General features: G+C 53.7%; 13 protein-coding genes and 2 tRNA genes. 14 read left to right on the forward strand and 1 reads right to left on the reverse strand.

The window, feature by feature from the left end; translation table 11 throughout:
- The first annotated feature begins 177 nt into the window (after nt 1–177).
- Together secG and IM317_RS02575 are read left to right on the forward strand one after the other, a co-directional pair.
- Nucleotides 178–510, forward strand: a complete 333-nt coding sequence (gene secG / locus IM317_RS02570) for a preprotein translocase subunit SecG (RefSeq protein WP_023333590.1) — start codon at nt 178–180, stop codon at nt 508–510.
- A 9-nt stretch (nt 511–519) separates the two neighbouring features.
- Nucleotides 520–606 (forward strand) — tRNA-Leu (locus IM317_RS02575).
- A gap of 191 nt (nt 607–797) precedes the next feature.
- Here the strand turns inward: IM317_RS02575 and argG are convergent.
- On the reverse strand, nt 798–2144 hold the full coding sequence (gene argG / locus IM317_RS02580) for an argininosuccinate synthase (RefSeq protein ID WP_024906366.1): 1347 nt from the start codon (nt 2142–2144) through the stop codon (nt 798–800).
- Nucleotides 2145–2431: 287 nt separating this feature from the next.
- Here argG and IM317_RS02585 point away from each other — a divergent pair.
- The 12 genes from IM317_RS02585 to IM317_RS23860 all read left to right on the forward strand — a co-directional run.
- A tRNA-Met gene (locus IM317_RS02585) sits at nt 2432–2508 on the forward strand.
- Nucleotides 2509–2715: 207 nt separating this feature from the next.
- The gene (rimP, locus tag IM317_RS02590) at nt 2716–3168 is read left to right on the forward strand and encodes a ribosome maturation factor RimP (protein ID WP_014833432.1); all 453 of its coding nucleotides are present in this window, start codon (nt 2716–2718) and stop codon (nt 3166–3168) included.
- Nucleotides 3169–3196: 28 nt separating this feature from the next.
- Nucleotides 3197–4699 carry a transcription termination factor NusA gene (gene nusA, locus IM317_RS02595; RefSeq protein WP_029739628.1) on the forward strand — a complete coding sequence of 501 codons (1503 nt, stop codon included), beginning with the start codon at nt 3197–3199 and terminating at the stop codon, nt 4697–4699.
- A 24-nt stretch (nt 4700–4723) separates the two neighbouring features.
- Complete coding sequence (infB, locus tag IM317_RS02600) at nt 4724–7411, forward strand: translation initiation factor IF-2 (protein WP_029739629.1); 2688 nt, start codon at nt 4724–4726, stop codon at nt 7409–7411.
- 89 nt (nt 7412–7500) lie between these two features.
- Nucleotides 7501–7905, forward strand: a complete 405-nt coding sequence (gene rbfA, locus IM317_RS02605; protein ID WP_003024988.1) for a 30S ribosome-binding factor RbfA — start codon at nt 7501–7503, stop codon at nt 7903–7905.
- Entirely contained in the window at nt 7905–8855 is a 951-nt protein-coding gene (gene truB / locus IM317_RS02610; RefSeq protein ID WP_033146741.1) for a tRNA pseudouridine(55) synthase TruB, read from the forward strand. The genes rbfA and truB overlap by 1 nt, the downstream gene beginning before the upstream one ends.
- A gap of 154 nt (nt 8856–9009) precedes the next feature.
- The gene (gene rpsO / locus IM317_RS02615; RefSeq protein ID WP_003861789.1) at nt 9010–9279 is read left to right on the forward strand and encodes a 30S ribosomal protein S15; all 270 of its coding nucleotides are present in this window, start codon (nt 9010–9012) and stop codon (nt 9277–9279) included.
- A gap of 242 nt (nt 9280–9521) precedes the next feature.
- The gene (pnp, locus tag IM317_RS02620; protein WP_024906369.1) at nt 9522–11660 is read left to right on the forward strand and encodes a polyribonucleotide nucleotidyltransferase; all 2139 of its coding nucleotides are present in this window, start codon (nt 9522–9524) and stop codon (nt 11658–11660) included.
- 108 nt (nt 11661–11768) lie between these two features.
- Nucleotides 11769–12653 carry a lipoprotein NlpI gene (gene nlpI / locus IM317_RS02625; RefSeq protein ID WP_023309331.1) on the forward strand — a complete coding sequence of 295 codons (885 nt, stop codon included), beginning with the start codon at nt 11769–11771 and terminating at the stop codon, nt 12651–12653.
- Between the two features lie 107 nt (nt 12654–12760).
- On the forward strand, nt 12761–12841 hold the full coding sequence (gene yrbN, locus IM317_RS02630; RefSeq protein WP_097397692.1) for a protein YrbN: 81 nt from the start codon (nt 12761–12763) through the stop codon (nt 12839–12841).
- Nucleotides 12834–14720 carry a DEAD/DEAH family ATP-dependent RNA helicase gene (locus IM317_RS02635; protein ID WP_033146740.1) on the forward strand — a complete coding sequence of 629 codons (1887 nt, stop codon included), beginning with the start codon at nt 12834–12836 and terminating at the stop codon, nt 14718–14720. Before yrbN ends, IM317_RS02635 begins: the two co-directional genes overlap by 8 nt.
- A gap of 142 nt (nt 14721–14862) precedes the next feature.
- On the forward strand, nt 14863–15459 hold a 597-nt coding region (locus IM317_RS23860), incomplete at its 3' end, for an aromatic amino acid transport family protein (RefSeq protein WP_305038643.1).

Consider the following 15459-nt stretch of genomic DNA (forward strand, 5'->3'; position numbering starts at 1 on the left):
TTAAGCAATTAATGGCTTTTTGCTGTTTTTTTCCGCAGTTGATACAATGCGTCAAAAATGCCCTTGCGAAGGTCATTCGCTTTGGTTAGTATTCACACCCGCTTCAGTGGGAAACAAAAATCCTGCTAATTGGTCGAAGCATTGGTATGCGGCAAATCCGCAAGGAACAGGTTGATTATGTACGAAGCTCTTTTAGTTATTTTCCTTATTGTAGCCATCGCTCTCGTAGCGCTGATCATGCTGCAGCAAGGTAAAGGCGCTGATATGGGAGCCTCCTTCGGAGCAGGCGCTTCCGGTACGCTGTTCGGTTCAAGTGGTTCTGCGAACTTCATGACCCGCACAACGGCGATTCTGGCTACGCTGTTCTTCATCATCAGCCTTGTGCTTGGCAATATCAACAGCAACAAGACCAGCAAAGGAAGCGAGTGGGAAAATCTGAGCGCACCAGCGAAAACTGAGCAAACTCAGCCAGCTGCACCGGCTAAGCCAACCAGCGATATCCCGCACTAAGTATTCTGTACCGAGGTGGTGGAATTGGTAGACACGCTACCTTGAGGTGGTAGTGCCCTAACGGGCTTGTGGGTTCGAGTCCCATCCTCGGTACCAATATTCCAGAAGAAAGACGTCGAAAGACGTCTTTTTTTCGTCTGTAGACTGCGAGATCTCCGATCTTTTGTAGGGCGGGTAAGCGCATGCGTCAACCGCCATGTTGCCCGGTGGCGCTGCGCTTACCGGGCCTACGAAAATCAAAATAAAAAAGGCGCCCTGTGGGCGCCTTTTGCACGTTATGTCAGCGATTACTTCTTATCGCTGTGCTCCAGGTTTTCAACCTGCGGCAGACCGTTACCTGAACTGGCGGAGAGCAGGCCATTCTCAACATAGTTGAACAGCTTCTCGCGGGTATCGGTGATGTCCAGGTTACGCATGGTCAGCTGACCAATACGATCGTCCGGTGAGAACACGGATTCACCTTTCTCCATGGTCAGACGCTCTGCTTTATAGGTCAGGTTGTCAGACACGGTGTTCAGGATGGAGTAGTCGTTGCCGCGACGCAGCTCCAGCGTCACTTCACCGGTGATCGCGCTTGCCACCCAACGCTGCAGCGCATCACGCAGCATCAGCGCCTGTGGATCGAACCAGCGGCCCTGATACAGCAGTTTACCCAGTTGACGGCCATGAGAGTGATACTGCTCGATGGTGTCTTCGTTGTGAATGCCGGTCAGCAGACGCTCGTAAGCGATGTGCAGCAGTGCCATTCCCGGGGCTTCATAGATGCCACGGCTTTTCGCTTCGATGATGCGGTTTTCAATCTGATCGCTCATGCCCAGACCGTGACGACCGCCAATACGGTTAGCTTCCAGCATCAGCTCAACATCATCAGAGAAGGTTTTACCGTTTAGCGCAACCGGATGGCCGCGTTCGAAACGCACGGTCACTTCTTCAGCCTGGATTTTTACGTTCTCGTCCCAGAACTTCACGCCCATGATCGGGTTAACGATCTTCACGCTGGAGTTCAGGAATTCCAGGTCTTTCGCTTCGTGCGTCGCACCCAGCATGTTGGAGTCGGTGGAGTAGGCCTTCTCGACTGACATCTTATAGTCGAAGCCGCAGGCGATCATAAACTCGGACATTTCATGACGGCCACCCAGCTCGTCGATGAAGTCGGTATCCAGCCACGGCTTGTAGATCTGCAGTTCGGCGTTGGTCAGCAGGCCATAACGATAGAAACGTTCAATATCGTTACCTTTGTAGGTGCTACCGTCACCCCAGATGTTGACGCCGTCTTCTTTCATCGCCGCAACCAGCATGGTGCCGGTGACCGCACGGCCCAGCGGGGTGGTGTTGAAATAGGTCAGGCCGCCGGTGGTGTTATGGAACGCACCGCACTGAATAGCCGCGATACCTTCAGCGACCAGTTGCTTACGGCAGTCAATCAGGCGCGCGTTCTCTGCACCATACTCTTTAGCGCGACGAGGAATGGCATCGTAGTCGTCCTCATCCGGCTGACCCAGGTTCGCAGTATAGGCGTACGGAACCGCTCCCTTCTGGCGCATCCACAGCAGTGCAGCGCTGGTATCCAGGCCGCCCGAGAAAGCGATGCCAATACGTTGTCCTACCGGAAGATGCTTGAGAATCGTCGTCATAGAATAAAACCCTGCTTGATTGACTGATTAGAGACCGCTTTCGCTCTCTTGTGCATTTTTATGCAAAATAAGTGAGTATTCATTTAATCATCTTTTGGCGAAGACCGGAAGAGAGTCGTGCGTTTTTTGTAAAAATTTTGGTCTAATCGATCTGGCGGAAGTTGGGTTGACAGGTGGGGTCAACTATCAATATACTAAACGCCGATTTTACGTCCCGTCTTCGGTACCAAATCCCAGCATTATTTGCAAATTCTGTCCAAAACGCGTAGAATTTGCCACGTTTCAGGCGCGGGGTGGAGCAGCCTGGTAGCTCGTCGGGCTCATAACCCGAAGGTCGTCGGTTCAAATCCGGCCCCCGCAACCACTTTCCCATAAAGTTCTTTTTCAAATATACTGTGAAGACTTAGAGCCTTCGTAGCTGGATTTGAAAAAATTCTTTCGGAAAGTGCTCCAGGCCACAGTTGTGGCTATAGGGTTCAGTTATCTAAAGCCCCGATTTATCGGGGTTTTTTGTTATCTGACTACAGAATAACTGGGCTTTACGCCCTTTTTTTATGTCTTGGGGGTGGGCTTGTCCACATTAGAGCAAAAATTAACAGAGATGATTACTGCACCGGTCGAAGCACTGGGCTACGAACTGGTCGGCATCGAATTCGTTCGCGGCCGTACATCGACGCTGCGCATCTATATTGATAGTGAAGATGGCATCAATGTTGATGATTGTGCTGATGTCAGCCACCAGGTGAGTGCGGTTCTTGATGTTGAAGACCCGATTACCGTTGCGTACAACCTGGAAGTTTCCTCACCTGGCCTCGATCGCCCGATGTTCACGGCCGAGCACTATGTGCGCTTTACCGGTGAAGAAGTGGCTCTCGTTCTGCGTATGGCCGTACAGAACCGCCGTAAATGGCAGGGAATTATCAAAGCCGTTGATGGTGAAATGATCACGGTGACAGTCGAAGGCAAAGATGAAGTGTTCGCGCTGAGTAATATCCAGAAGGCGAACCTGGTTCCCCACTTTTAACAGTCTGGATTGAGGTGAAAAGCCCGCGATGAACAAAGAAATTTTGGCTGTTGTTGAAGCCGTCTCCAACGAGAAATCACTGCCGCGTGAGAAGATTTTCGAAGCGCTGGAAAGTGCACTGGCTACAGCAACCAAGAAAAAATACGAACAAGAGATCGATGTTCGCGTAGAAATCGATCGTAAAAGCGGTGACTTCGATACATTCCGTCGTTGGGTAATCGTTGAAGAAGTGACCCAGCCGACCAAAGAGATCACGCTGGAAGCTGCCCGTTTTGAAGACGAAAGTCTGAACGTGGGCGAGTACGTTGAAGATCAGATTGAATCTGTCACCTTTGACCGTATCACGACCCAGACCGCTAAACAGGTTATCGTGCAGAAAGTGCGCGAAGCCGAGCGCGCGCTGGTTGTCGATCAGTTCCGCGATCAGGAAGGCGAAATCATCACCGGCGTGGTGAAGAAAGTGAACCGCGACAACATCTCCCTGGAGATCAAATCCGAAGGGTTGCCGGGTAACGCTGAAGCCGTGATCCTGCGTGAAGATATGCTGCCGCGTGAAAACTTCCGCCCAGGTGACCGTATTCGCGGTGTTCTGTACGCCGTTCGCCCTGAAGCGCGTGGTGCACAGCTGTTCGTGACCCGTTCTAAACCAGAAATGCTGGTAGAACTGTTCCGTATCGAAGTGCCGGAAATCGGTGAAGAAGTTATCGAGATTAAAGCGGCGGCTCGCGATCCGGGCTCCCGTGCGAAAATTGCGGTGAAAACCAACGACAAGCGTATCGACCCGGTCGGTGCTTGCGTCGGTATGCGCGGTGCGCGCGTTCAGGCAGTTTCGACTGAGCTGGGCGGCGAACGTATTGATATCGTTCTGTGGGATGACAACCCGGCGCAGTTCGTGATCAACGCAATGGCTCCAGCTGATGTGGCGTCTATCGTTGTTGACGAAGACAAACACACCATGGATATCGCTGTTGAAGCGGGCAACCTGGCGCAGGCAATCGGCCGTAACGGCCAGAACGTACGCCTGGCGTCACAGCTGAGCGGCTGGGAACTCAACGTAATGACCGTTGATGACCTGCAGGCTAAGCATCAGGCTGAAGCCCATGCGGCGATCGATACCTTCACTAAATACCTGGATATTGACGAAGACTTCGCCACTGTTCTGGTTGAAGAAGGTTTCTCTACGCTGGAAGAACTGGCCTATGTGCCAATGAAAGAGCTGCTGGAAATTGACGGTCTGGATGAACCAACCGTTGAAGCCCTGCGTGAACGCGCTAAAAACGCACTGACCACCCTGGCACTGGCTCAGGAAGAAAGCCTTGGCGATAAGAAGCCGGCTGATGACCTGCTGAATCTGGAAGGTCTTGATCGTGCGATTGCGTTCAAGCTGGCTGCCCGTGGTGTTTGTACGCTGGAAGATCTCGCTGAGCAAGGCGTTGATGACCTGGCTGATATCGAAGGTTTAACCGACGAGAAAGCCGGCGAGCTCATCATGGCCGCACGTAATATTTGCTGGTTCGGCGACGAAGCGTAATAAACTGTAGCAGGAAGGAACAGCATGACTGATGTAACTGTAAAATCGCTGGCTGCTGAGATTCAGACCTCCGTGGACCGCCTGGTACAGCAATTTGCTGATGCAGGGATCCCGAAGTCCGCTGATGACTCGGTGACCGCGCAAGAAAAACAAACCTTGTTAACGCACCTGAACCGTGAACACGGTTCTACGCCTGACAAGTTAACGCTGCAGCGCAAAACGCGTAGCACGTTAAACATCCCTGGTACCGGTGGCAAAAGCAAATCGGTCCAAATTGAAGTCCGCAAGACGCGCACCTTTGTAAAACGTGATCCGCAAGAGGCAGAACGCCTTGCCGCGGAAGAGCAGGCACAGCGTGAAGCGGAAGAACAAGCTCAGCGTGAGGCGGAAGCAACCGCCAAACGTGAAGCAGAATTAAAAGCTGAACGTGAGGCCGCAGAAAAAGCGAAACGCGACGCAAGTGATAAAGTGAAGCGTGACGCTGCGGAAAAAGACAAAGTGAGCAATCAACAGACAGACGAAATGACCAAAACCGCCCAGGCTGAAAAAGCCCGCCGTGAAAATGAAGCTGCCGAGCTGAAGCGTAAAGCGGAAGAAGAAGCCCGCCGTAAGCTGGAAGAAGAAGCTCGCCGCGTCGCCGAAGAAGCGCGCCGTATGGCAGAAGAAAACGAGAAGAATGGTGTGAATACCGTTGAGCCGACTGAAGACACCAGCGACTATCACGTGACCACTTCTCAGCATGCGCGTCAGGCTGAAGATGATAACGACCGTGAAGTTGAAGGCGGTCGTGGCCGTGGCCGTAATGCAAAAGCAGCGCGTCCGGCGAAAAAAGGCAACAAACACGCTGAATCCAAAGCTGACCGTGAAGAAGCACGCGCTGCTGTTCGCGGCGGTAAAGGCGGTAAGCGTAAAGGTTCCGCTCTGCAGCAGAGCTTCCAGAAGCCTGCTCAGGCCGTTAACCGTGACGTCGTGATTGGCGAAACCATCACCGTTGGCGATCTGGCGAACAAGATGGCGGTTAAAGGCTCTCAGGTCATCAAAGCGATGATGAAACTGGGCGCCATGGCGACCATCAACCAGGTCATCGACCAGGAAACCGCACAGCTGGTTGCTGAAGAGATGGGCCACAAAGTTATCCTGCGTCGTGAAAACGAGCTGGAAGAAGCAGTAATGAGCGACCGTGATACTGGCGCTGCGGCTGAACCGCGTGCACCGGTTGTGACCATTATGGGTCACGTTGACCACGGTAAAACCTCTCTGCTTGACTACATTCGTTCTACTAAGGTTGCCTCTGGTGAAGCGGGTGGTATTACCCAGCACATCGGTGCTTACCACGTAGAAACCGAAAACGGCATGATCACCTTCCTGGATACTCCAGGCCACGCAGCGTTTACCTCAATGCGTGCTCGTGGTGCTCAGGCAACGGATATCGTTGTACTGGTTGTTGCCGCAGACGACGGCGTGATGCCACAGACCATCGAAGCTATCCAGCACGCGAAAGCGGCGCAGGTGCCTCTGGTTGTTGCAGTCAACAAAATCGATAAGCCAGAAGCCGATCTGGACCGCGTGAAGAACGAACTGTCTCAGTACGGCGTTATGCCGGAAGAGTGGGGCGGTGAAGCGCAGTTCATCCCAGTATCTGCGAAAGCGGGTACCGGTATCGATGACCTGCTGAACGCGATCCTGCTGCAGGCTGAAGTACTGGAGCTGAAAGCGATCCGTAATGGTATGGCGAGCGGCGCGGTAATCGAATCCTTCCTGGATAAAGGTCGTGGTCCGGTTGCAACCGTTCTGGTACGCGAAGGTACCCTGAACAAGGGCGACATCGTTCTGTGTGGCTTCGAATACGGCCGCGTTCGTGCGATGCGTAACGAACTGGGTCAGGAAGTTCTGGAAGCGGGTCCGTCCATTCCAGTGGAAATCCTGGGTCTGTCCGGTGTTCCGGCTGCCGGTGACGAAGTGACGGTTGTGCGTGACGAGAAGAAAGCGCGTGAAGTTGCGCTGTATCGTCAGGGCAAATTCCGTGAAGTTAAACTGGCTCGTCAGCAGAAATCTAAACTCGAGAACATGTTTGCCAACATGACCGAGGGCGAAGTTCACGAAGTGAACATCGTTCTGAAAGCTGACGTTCAGGGTTCTGTGGAAGCGATCTCCGACTCCTTGCTGAAACTGTCTACCGACGAAGTGAAAGTGAAGATCATCGGTTCTGGCGTAGGTGGTATCACCGAAACCGACGCAACCCTGGCTGCGGCCTCCAACGCTATCCTGGTTGGCTTCAACGTTCGTGCGGATGCATCTGCGCGTAAAGTAATTGAAGCCGAAAGCCTGGATCTGCGTTACTACTCCGTCATCTATAACCTGATCGACGAAGTGAAAGCAGCGATGAGCGGCATGCTGTCTCCGGAGCTGAAACAGCAGATCATCGGTCTGGCTGAAGTACGTGACGTGTTCAAATCACCGAAATTCGGTGCGATCGCGGGCTGTATGGTTACCGAAGGTAACATCAAGCGTCACAACCCAATCCGCGTACTGCGTGACAACGTGGTTATCTACGAAGGCGAGCTGGAATCCCTGCGCCGCTTCAAAGATGACGTTAACGAAGTCCGTAACGGCATGGAATGTGGTATCGGCGTGAAGAACTATAACGACGTTCGCGTTGGCGATATGATCGAAGTGTTCGAGATCATCGAAATTCAGCGTACCATCGCTTAATTACCGATTGTAAGCCGGGATCGCCTCGCGCCACCCGGCAATAATTTTAAAAGGGGCTTTTAGCCCCTTTTTTGTCTGGAGAATTTATTATGGCGAAAGAATTTGGTCGCCCTCAGCGCGTAGCGCAGGAAATGCAGAAAGAGATCGCACTCATTCTGCAACGTGAAATTAAAGACCCGCGCGTCGGCATGATGACCACCGTTTCCGGTGTCGAAATGTCCCGCGATCTGGCGTATGCAAAAGTGTTCGTCACCTTCCTGAACGATCAGGACGAAGCGGCAGTGAAAAACGGCATTAAAGCGCTGCAGGAAGCCTCTGGTTTCATCCGCTCCCTGCTCGGCAAAGCGATGCGCCTGCGCATCGTGCCTGAGCTGACCTTCTTCTACGACAACTCGCTGGTTGAAGGTATGCGTATGTCCAACCTGGTGACCAGCGTGGTTAAACATGACGACGAGCGTCGTGTTAACCCGGCGGACGACAGCAAGGAGGACTAATGAGTCGTCCTCGTCGTCGCGGTCGCGACGTGCATGGTGTGCTGCTGCTGGATAAACCCCAGGGCGCTTCCAGCAACGACGTGCTGCAGAAAGTTAAGCGTATTTATAACGCCAACCGTGCGGGCCACACCGGCGCGCTCGATCCGCTGGCAACGGGCATGCTGCCGGTCTGCCTGGGAGAGGCGACAAAGTTTTCCCAGTACCTGCTCGACTCCGATAAGCGCTACCGCGTTATCGCTAAACTGGGCCAGCGCACGGATACCTCCGACGCGGATGGCCAGGTGGTGGAAGAGCGTCCGGTGACGTTCAGCGCGGAACAGCTTGATGCTGCGCTGGAGAGCTTCCGTGGGGACACGATGCAGGTGCCGTCGATGTATTCGGCGCTGAAATATCAGGGCAAGAAGCTCTACGAATATGCGCGCCAGGGCATTGACGTCCCGCGTGAAGCCCGTCCGATAACCGTGTATGAGCTGCTGTTTATTCGCCACGAAGGTGATGAGCTGGAGCTGGAAGTACACTGTTCGAAAGGGACCTATATTCGCACCATCATCGACGATCTCGGTGAAAAGCTGGGCTGCGGTGCGCATGTGATTTACCTGCGCCGCCTGGCGGTGAGCAAGTATCCGGTGGAGCGGATGGTCACCCTGGAATATCTGCGCGAGCTGGTAGAACAGGCGGAAGCGCAGGGGATTCCGCCGGCAGATTTGCTGGATCCTTTGCTGATGCCGATGGACAGTCCGGCAGCGGACTTCCCGGTTGTTAATCTTCCTTTAACATCGTCCGTTTACTTTAAGAACGGCAACCCGGTTCGTACGGCGGAAGCGCCGCTGGAGGGACTGGTACGCGTGACCGAAGGTGACGAAGGGAAATTCATCGGTATGGGCGAAATGGATGGCGAAGGGCGCGTTGCGCCGCGTCGTCTGGTCGTCGAATATCCGGTCGACGCGTGACGGTGGTAACGGCTCACCTTGCGATAAGCAGGGGAGACGAGTAGAATATCGCCGCTTAACGCCTGGTAAATTGTTTAACAATCTGCGGGGCGTACATGGGATTGCTGAATTAGAGATCGGCATCCTTACATTCTTTATACTTTGGAGTTTGAAAATGTCTCTAAGCGTTGAAGCTAAAGCTAAAATCGTTTCTGAGTTTGGTCGTGGTACTAACGACAGCGGTTCTACCGAAGTTCAGGTTGCACTGCTGACTGCACAGATTAACCACCTGCAGGGTCACTTTGCAGAGCACAAAAAAGATCACCACAGCCGTCGTGGTCTGCTGCGTATGGTTTCTCAGCGTCGTAAACTGCTCGACTACCTGAAACGTAAAGATGTTGCACGCTACACCGCGCTGATCGAGCGTCTGGGTCTGCGTCGCTAATTCTTGCGAGTTTCAGAAAAGGGGGCCTGATGGCCCCTTTTTTCAACCAGACGGCAGCAATTCACTGGAAACTATTGTATTGTTGCTATAAATGATCTTCATTGCAGAGGTTCGCGCGGCTAATGAGAGGCTTCACCCATGGGGGTGTTGGTTGTCATTAGTCGCGAGGATGCGAAGAAGGTCGGGTTAAATCGACAGCACACCGGTGGTGTGCTGTCAAACATTTAAGAAAGGACAGAACTTTGCTGAATCCGATCGTTCGTAAATTCCAGTATGGTCAACATACCGTCACGCTGGAAACCGGCATGATGGCACGTCAGGCTACTGCTGCCGTTATGGTAAGCATGGATGACACTGCGGTATTCGTTACCGTTGTTGGCCAGAAAAAAGCTAAACCAGGTCAGGACTTCTTCCCGCTGACCGTTAACTACCAGGAGCGTACCTACGCTGCCGGTAAAATCCCGGGTGGTTTCTTCCGTCGTGAAGGCCGTCCAAGCGAAGGCGAAACCCTGATTGCGCGTCTGATTGACCGCCCGGTTCGTCCGCTTTTCCCGGAAGGCTTCGTTAACGAAGTACAGGTTATCGCGACCGTTGTTTCCGTTAACCCACAGGTTAACCCGGACATCGTTGCCATGATCGGCGCATCCGCTGCCCTGTCACTGTCTGGTATTCCATTCAATGGCCCAATCGGTGCCGCGCGCGTTGGCTACATCAACGACCAGTACGTGCTGAACCCAACCCAGGAAGAGCTGAAAGAAAGTAAGCTGGACCTGGTTGTTGCAGGTACTGAAGCGGCTGTGCTGATGGTTGAATCCGAAGCTGAACTGCTGAGCGAAGACCAGATGCTGGGCGCTGTGGTATTTGGCCACGACCAGCAGCAGATCGTTATCCAGAACATCAACGACCTGGTGAAAGAAGCCGGTAAACCACGTTGGGACTGGCAGCCAGAAGCAGCAAACGACGCGCTGAACGCACGCGTTGCAGCTCTGGCAGAATCTCGTCTGAGCGATGCATACCGCATCACTGACAAACAGGAGCGTTACGCTCAGGTTGACGTGATCAAGTCTGAAACTATCGCGACGCTGGTTGCTGAAGACGAAACGCTGGACGCTAACGAACTGAGCGACATCCTGCACGCAATCGAGAAAAACGTTGTTCGTAGCCGCGTACTGGCAGGCGAGCCGCGTATCGATGGCCGCGAAAAAGACATGATCCGTGGTCTGGATGTGCGTACTGGCGTTCTGCCACGTACTCACGGTTCCGCGCTGTTCACCCGTGGCGAAACGCAGGCGCTGGTTACCGCGACCTTGGGTACTGCACGTGACGCACAGATCATCGACGAACTGATGGGCGAGCGCACTGACAGCTTCCTGTTCCACTACAACTTCCCTCCGTACTCCGTAGGCGAAACCGGTATGGTTGGCTCGCCGAAGCGTCGTGAAATTGGTCACGGTCGTCTGGCGAAGCGCGGCGTGTTGGCAGTAATGCCAGAAGCTGACAAGTTCCCGTACACCGTTCGTGTGGTTTCTGAAATCACCGAATCCAACGGTTCTTCTTCCATGGCTTCCGTGTGTGGTGCTTCTCTGGCGCTGATGGATGCAGGCGTGCCAATCAAAGCCGCCGTTGCGGGTATCGCAATGGGCCTGGTGAAAGAAGGCGACAACTTCGTTGTTCTGTCTGACATTCTGGGTGACGAAGACCACTTGGGCGATATGGACTTCAAAGTAGCGGGTTCCCGCGAAGGTATCTCTGCGCTGCAGATGGATATCAAAATTGAAGGTATCACCAAAGAGATCATGCAGGTTGCTCTGAACCAGGCTAAAGGTGCGCGTCTGCACATCCTGGGCGTGATGGAACAGGCGATTAACGCGCCGCGTGGCGACATTTCTCAGTTCGCTCCACGTATCCACACCATCAAGATCAATCCAGACAAGATCAAAGATGTTATCGGTAAGGGCGGTTCCGTAATCCGTGCGCTGACCGAAGAGACTGGCACCACGATCGAAATCGAAGATGACGGTACTGTGAAGATCGCAGCAACCGACGGCGAGAAAGCGAAATTCGCGATCCGTCGCATCGAAGAAATCACGGCAGAGATCGAAGTGGGCCGCGTCTACGCAGGTAAAGTGACCCGTATCGTTGACTTTGGCGCGTTCGTTGCCATCGGTGGCGGTAAAGAAGGCCTGGTTCATATCTCTCAGATCGCTGATAAGCGCGTTGAGAAAGTGACCGATTACCTGCAGATGGGTCAGGAAGTACCGGTGAAAGTTCTGGAAGTTGATCGCCAGGGCCGTATCCGTCTGAGCATTAAAGAAGCAACCGAGCAGTCTCAGCCAGCTGCTGCGCCAGAAGCACAGGCAGCAGAACAGCAAGGCGAGTAAGTTGCCATTTGCCCTCCGCTTTGCGGAGGGCCTATTATCAGGCAGGACGCCTTGTTAAGCCGCCGGGGGACAGGACGTTCATCCAATAGTTGTCTTCGGGAGTGGGAAATGAAGCCTTTTTTGCGCTGGTGTTTCGTTGCGACAGCTTTAACGCTGGCAGGATGCAGCAACTCTGCCTGGCGTAAGAGCGAAGTCCTCGCAGTGCCATTGCAACCGACTTTGCAGCAGGAAGTGATTCTGGCACGCATGGAACAAATACTTGCCAGTCGGGCTTTAACCGATGAAGAACGCGCACAGCTTTTATATGAGCGCGGAGTGTTGTATGATAGTCTCGGTCTGAGGGCATTGGCGCGAAATGATTTTTCACAAGCGCTGGCTATCCGACCTGATATGCCTGAAGTATTCAATTACTTAGGCATTTATTTAACGCAGGCAGGCAATTTTGATGCTGCCTATGAAGCGTTTGATTCTGTACTTGAGCTTGATCCAACTTACAACTACGCGCACTTGAATCGCGGTATCGCATTGTATTACGGCGGTCGTGATAAGTTAGCGCAAGATGATCTGCTGGCGTTTTATCAAGACGATCCTAATGATCCTTTCCGTAGCCTGTGGCTTTACATCGTTGAGCGGAAGCTCGATGAGAAGCAGGCAAAAGAGGCACTGAAACAGCGCTTCGATAAATCGGACAAGGAACAGTGGGGATGGAACATTGTCGAGTTCTACCTGGGCAACATTAGCGAAGCAACGCTGATGGAACGCCTCAAGGCGGACGCAACGGATAACACCTCGCTCGCTGAGCATCTCAGTGAAACCAACTTCTATTTAGGTAAGTACTACCTAAGTCTGGGGGATATGGACAGCGCTACGGCACTGTTCAAATTAGCGGTTGCTAACAACGTACACAACTTCGTTGAGCACCGTTATGCATTGTTGGAATTATCGCTCTTGGGCCAGGAGCATGACGACCTGGCAGAATCGGACCAGCAATAGCTGACGACATAAACATCAGCCCGTAATCTTTTGATTGCCATCACCTTTACTGGTGAGGGCGTTGTTGTTCGTCAATACACCTACTTTGAGCCGGTTCACACTTTTCAATGAAAATTGCTAATCATTTTCACGATGAGCTAAGTAGACTGGCCGCCATTAATATCGAGGCACTTGTACTACATGGCTGAATTCGAAACCACTTTTGCAGATCTGGGCCTGAAGGCTCCTATCCTTGAAGCCCTTAACGATCTGGGTTACGAAAAACCATCTCCGATCCAGGCTGAGTGTATCCCACACCTGCTTTCTGGTCGTGACGTGCTGGGCATGGCCCAGACTGGTAGCGGTAAAACTGCAGCATTCTCGCTGCCGCTGCTGAACAACATTGATCCGGACCTGCGTGCACCGCAGATCCTCGTCCTGGCTCCAACCCGTGAACTGGCTGTTCAGGTTGCAGAAGCCATGACGGAATTCTCTAAACATATGCGCGGCGTAAACGTGGTAGCCCTGTACGGCGGCCAGCGTTATGACGTGCAGTTACGCGCCCTGCGCCAGGGCCCACAGATTGTTGTCGGTACGCCGGGCCGTCTGCTGGATCACCTGAAGCGCGGTACTCTGGACCTCTCTAAACTGAGCGGCCTGGTACTGGATGAAGCAGATGAAATGCTGCGTATGGGCTTCATCGAAGACGTCGAAACCATCATGGCGCAGATCCCGGACGGTCATCAGACCGCGCTGTTCTCTGCCACCATGCCAGAAGCGATTCGTCGTATCACTAAGCGCTTCATGAAAGATCCTCAGGAAGTGCGTATTCAGTCCAGCGTAACCACTCGCCCGGACATCAGCCAGAGCTACTGGTCTGTGTACGGCATGCGCAAAAACGAAGCGCTGGTGCGTTTCCTGGAAGCGGAAGATTTTGATGCGGCGATTATCTTCGTGCGTACCAAAAACGCGACCCTGGAAGTGGCTGAAGCCCTGGAGCGTAGCGGCTACAACAGCGCAGCGCTGAACGGCGACATGAACCAGGCTCTGCGTGAGCAGACTCTGGAGCGTCTGAAAGACGGTCGTCTGGATATCCTGATTGCAACCGACGTGGCAGCACGTGGTCTGGACGTTGAACGTATCAGCCTGGTTGTAAACTACGACATCCCGATGGATTCCGAGTCTTACGTTCACCGTATCGGCCGTACCGGCCGTGCGGGTCGCGCGGGTCGTGCGCTGCTGTTCGTTGAGAACCGCGAGCGTCGTCTGCTGCGTAACATTGAACGCACCATGAAGCTGACCATTCCAGAAGCTGACCTGCCAAACGCAGATCTGCTGGGCAAACGCCGTCTGGAAAAATTCGCCGCGAAAGTACAGCAGCAGCTGGAAAGCAGCGATCTGGACCAGTACCGTGCGCTGCTGTCGCAGATTCAGCCTGTTGCTGAAGGCGAAGAGCTGGACATGGAAACCCTGGCTGCAGCACTGCTGAAAATGGCTCAGGGCGAACGTAGCCTGATCGTGCCACCAGATGCGCCGATGCGTCCTAAGCGTGAATTCCGTGACCGTGACGATCGCTTCGAACGTCGTGGCGACCGCAATGACCGTGGCCCACGTGGTGACCGTCCAGAGCGTGGTGGTGAAGATCGTCCACGTCGTGAACGTCGTGACGCGGGTGATATGGAACTGTACCGCATTGAAGTGGGCCGTGATGATGGCGTTGAAGTTCGTCACATCGTTGGCGCGATCGCTAACGAAGGTGACATCAGCAGCCGTTACATCGGTAACATCAAGCTGTTCGCATCCCACTCTACCATCGAGCTGCCAAAAGGCATGCCGGGCGAAGTGCTGCAGCACTTTACGCGTACCCGCATCCTGAATAAGCCGATGAACATGCAGCTGATGGGCGATGCACAGCCACGTCCTGACCGCGGTGGTGAACGTCGTGGCGGTGGTCGCAGCTTCGGTGGCGAACGTCGTGAAGGCGGCCGCAGCGAAGGTCGCGGTGAACCACGTCGTTTCTCCGGCGAGCGTCGCGAAAACCGCGGCCCACGTCGTGACGAAGGCACCAGCCGTCGCCGTGACGCGTAAGCCTTACGCAACTGACGTAAAGTAAAATATACAGCCCCGATACACGCTATCGGGGCTTTTTTTATTCCTTTTGTACTCTTGTACTGGTACAGTGCATCACATTAAAATGCAGAACCGCATGATTGACTGGAGAAAAGGCTGTATGGCGACACTAACCACCACCCAAACGTCACCTTCGCTGCTTGGCGGCGTGGTGATCATCGGCGGAACCATCATTGGTGCCGGGATGTTTTCCCTGCCAGTGATCATGTCCGGTGCGTGGTTCTTCTGGTCGCTGGCGGCGCTGGTCTTTACCTGGTTCTGCATGCTCCATTCCGGGCTGATGATCCTTGAAGCAAACCTGAACTACCGCATTGGCTCCAGCTTCGACACCATCACCAAAGATCTGCTGGGTAAAGGCTGGAACCTGGTGAATGGGCTGTCCATCGCCTTTGTGCTCTATATCCTGACCTACGCGTATATTTCGGCGAGCGGCTCGATTCTGCATCACACCTTCTCGGAGATGTCGCTGAACGTTCCGGCGCGTCTGGCAGGGTTATGTTTTGCGCTGGCTGTGGCGTTTATCGTCTGGATGAGTACCAAAGCGGTGAGCCGCATGACGGCGATCGTATTAGGCGCGAAGGTCATCACTTTCTTCCTGACCTTCGGCAGCCTGCTGGGGCACGTGACGCCCGCCACGCTGTTTAACGTCGCCGAAGTGAACACCTCCTACACGCCGTACCTGCTGATGACGCTGCCG

This window comes from Enterobacter cloacae complex sp. S3 (assembly GCF_014930495.1).
In the GTDB taxonomy this organism is placed as follows: domain Bacteria; phylum Pseudomonadota; class Gammaproteobacteria; order Enterobacterales; family Enterobacteriaceae; genus Enterobacter; species Enterobacter asburiae_B.

What these genes read in the sequence shown, in the direction of transcription:
- argG (WP_024906366.1), bottom strand. Translation starts at nt 2,144, where the DNA reads ATGACGACGATTCTCAAGCATCTTCCGGTAGGACAACGTATTGGCATC.
- rbfA (WP_003024988.1), top strand. Translation starts at nt 7,501, where the DNA reads ATGGCGAAAGAATTTGGTCGCCCTCAGCGCGTAGCGCAGGAAATGCAG.
- secG (WP_023333590.1), top strand. Translation starts at nt 178, where the DNA reads ATGTACGAAGCTCTTTTAGTTATTTTCCTTATTGTAGCCATCGCTCTC.
- truB (WP_033146741.1), top strand. Translation starts at nt 7,905, where the DNA reads ATGAGTCGTCCTCGTCGTCGCGGTCGCGACGTGCATGGTGTGCTGCTG.
- nlpI (WP_023309331.1), top strand. Translation starts at nt 11,769, where the DNA reads ATGAAGCCTTTTTTGCGCTGGTGTTTCGTTGCGACAGCTTTAACGCTG.
- nusA (WP_029739628.1), top strand. Translation starts at nt 3,197, where the DNA reads ATGAACAAAGAAATTTTGGCTGTTGTTGAAGCCGTCTCCAACGAGAAA.
- yrbN (WP_097397692.1), top strand. Translation starts at nt 12,761, where the DNA reads ATGAAAATTGCTAATCATTTTCACGATGAGCTAAGTAGACTGGCCGCC.
- rpsO (WP_003861789.1), top strand. Translation starts at nt 9,010, where the DNA reads ATGTCTCTAAGCGTTGAAGCTAAAGCTAAAATCGTTTCTGAGTTTGGT.
- infB (WP_029739629.1), top strand. Translation starts at nt 4,724, where the DNA reads ATGACTGATGTAACTGTAAAATCGCTGGCTGCTGAGATTCAGACCTCC.
- IM317_RS02635 (WP_033146740.1), top strand. Translation starts at nt 12,834, where the DNA reads ATGGCTGAATTCGAAACCACTTTTGCAGATCTGGGCCTGAAGGCTCCT.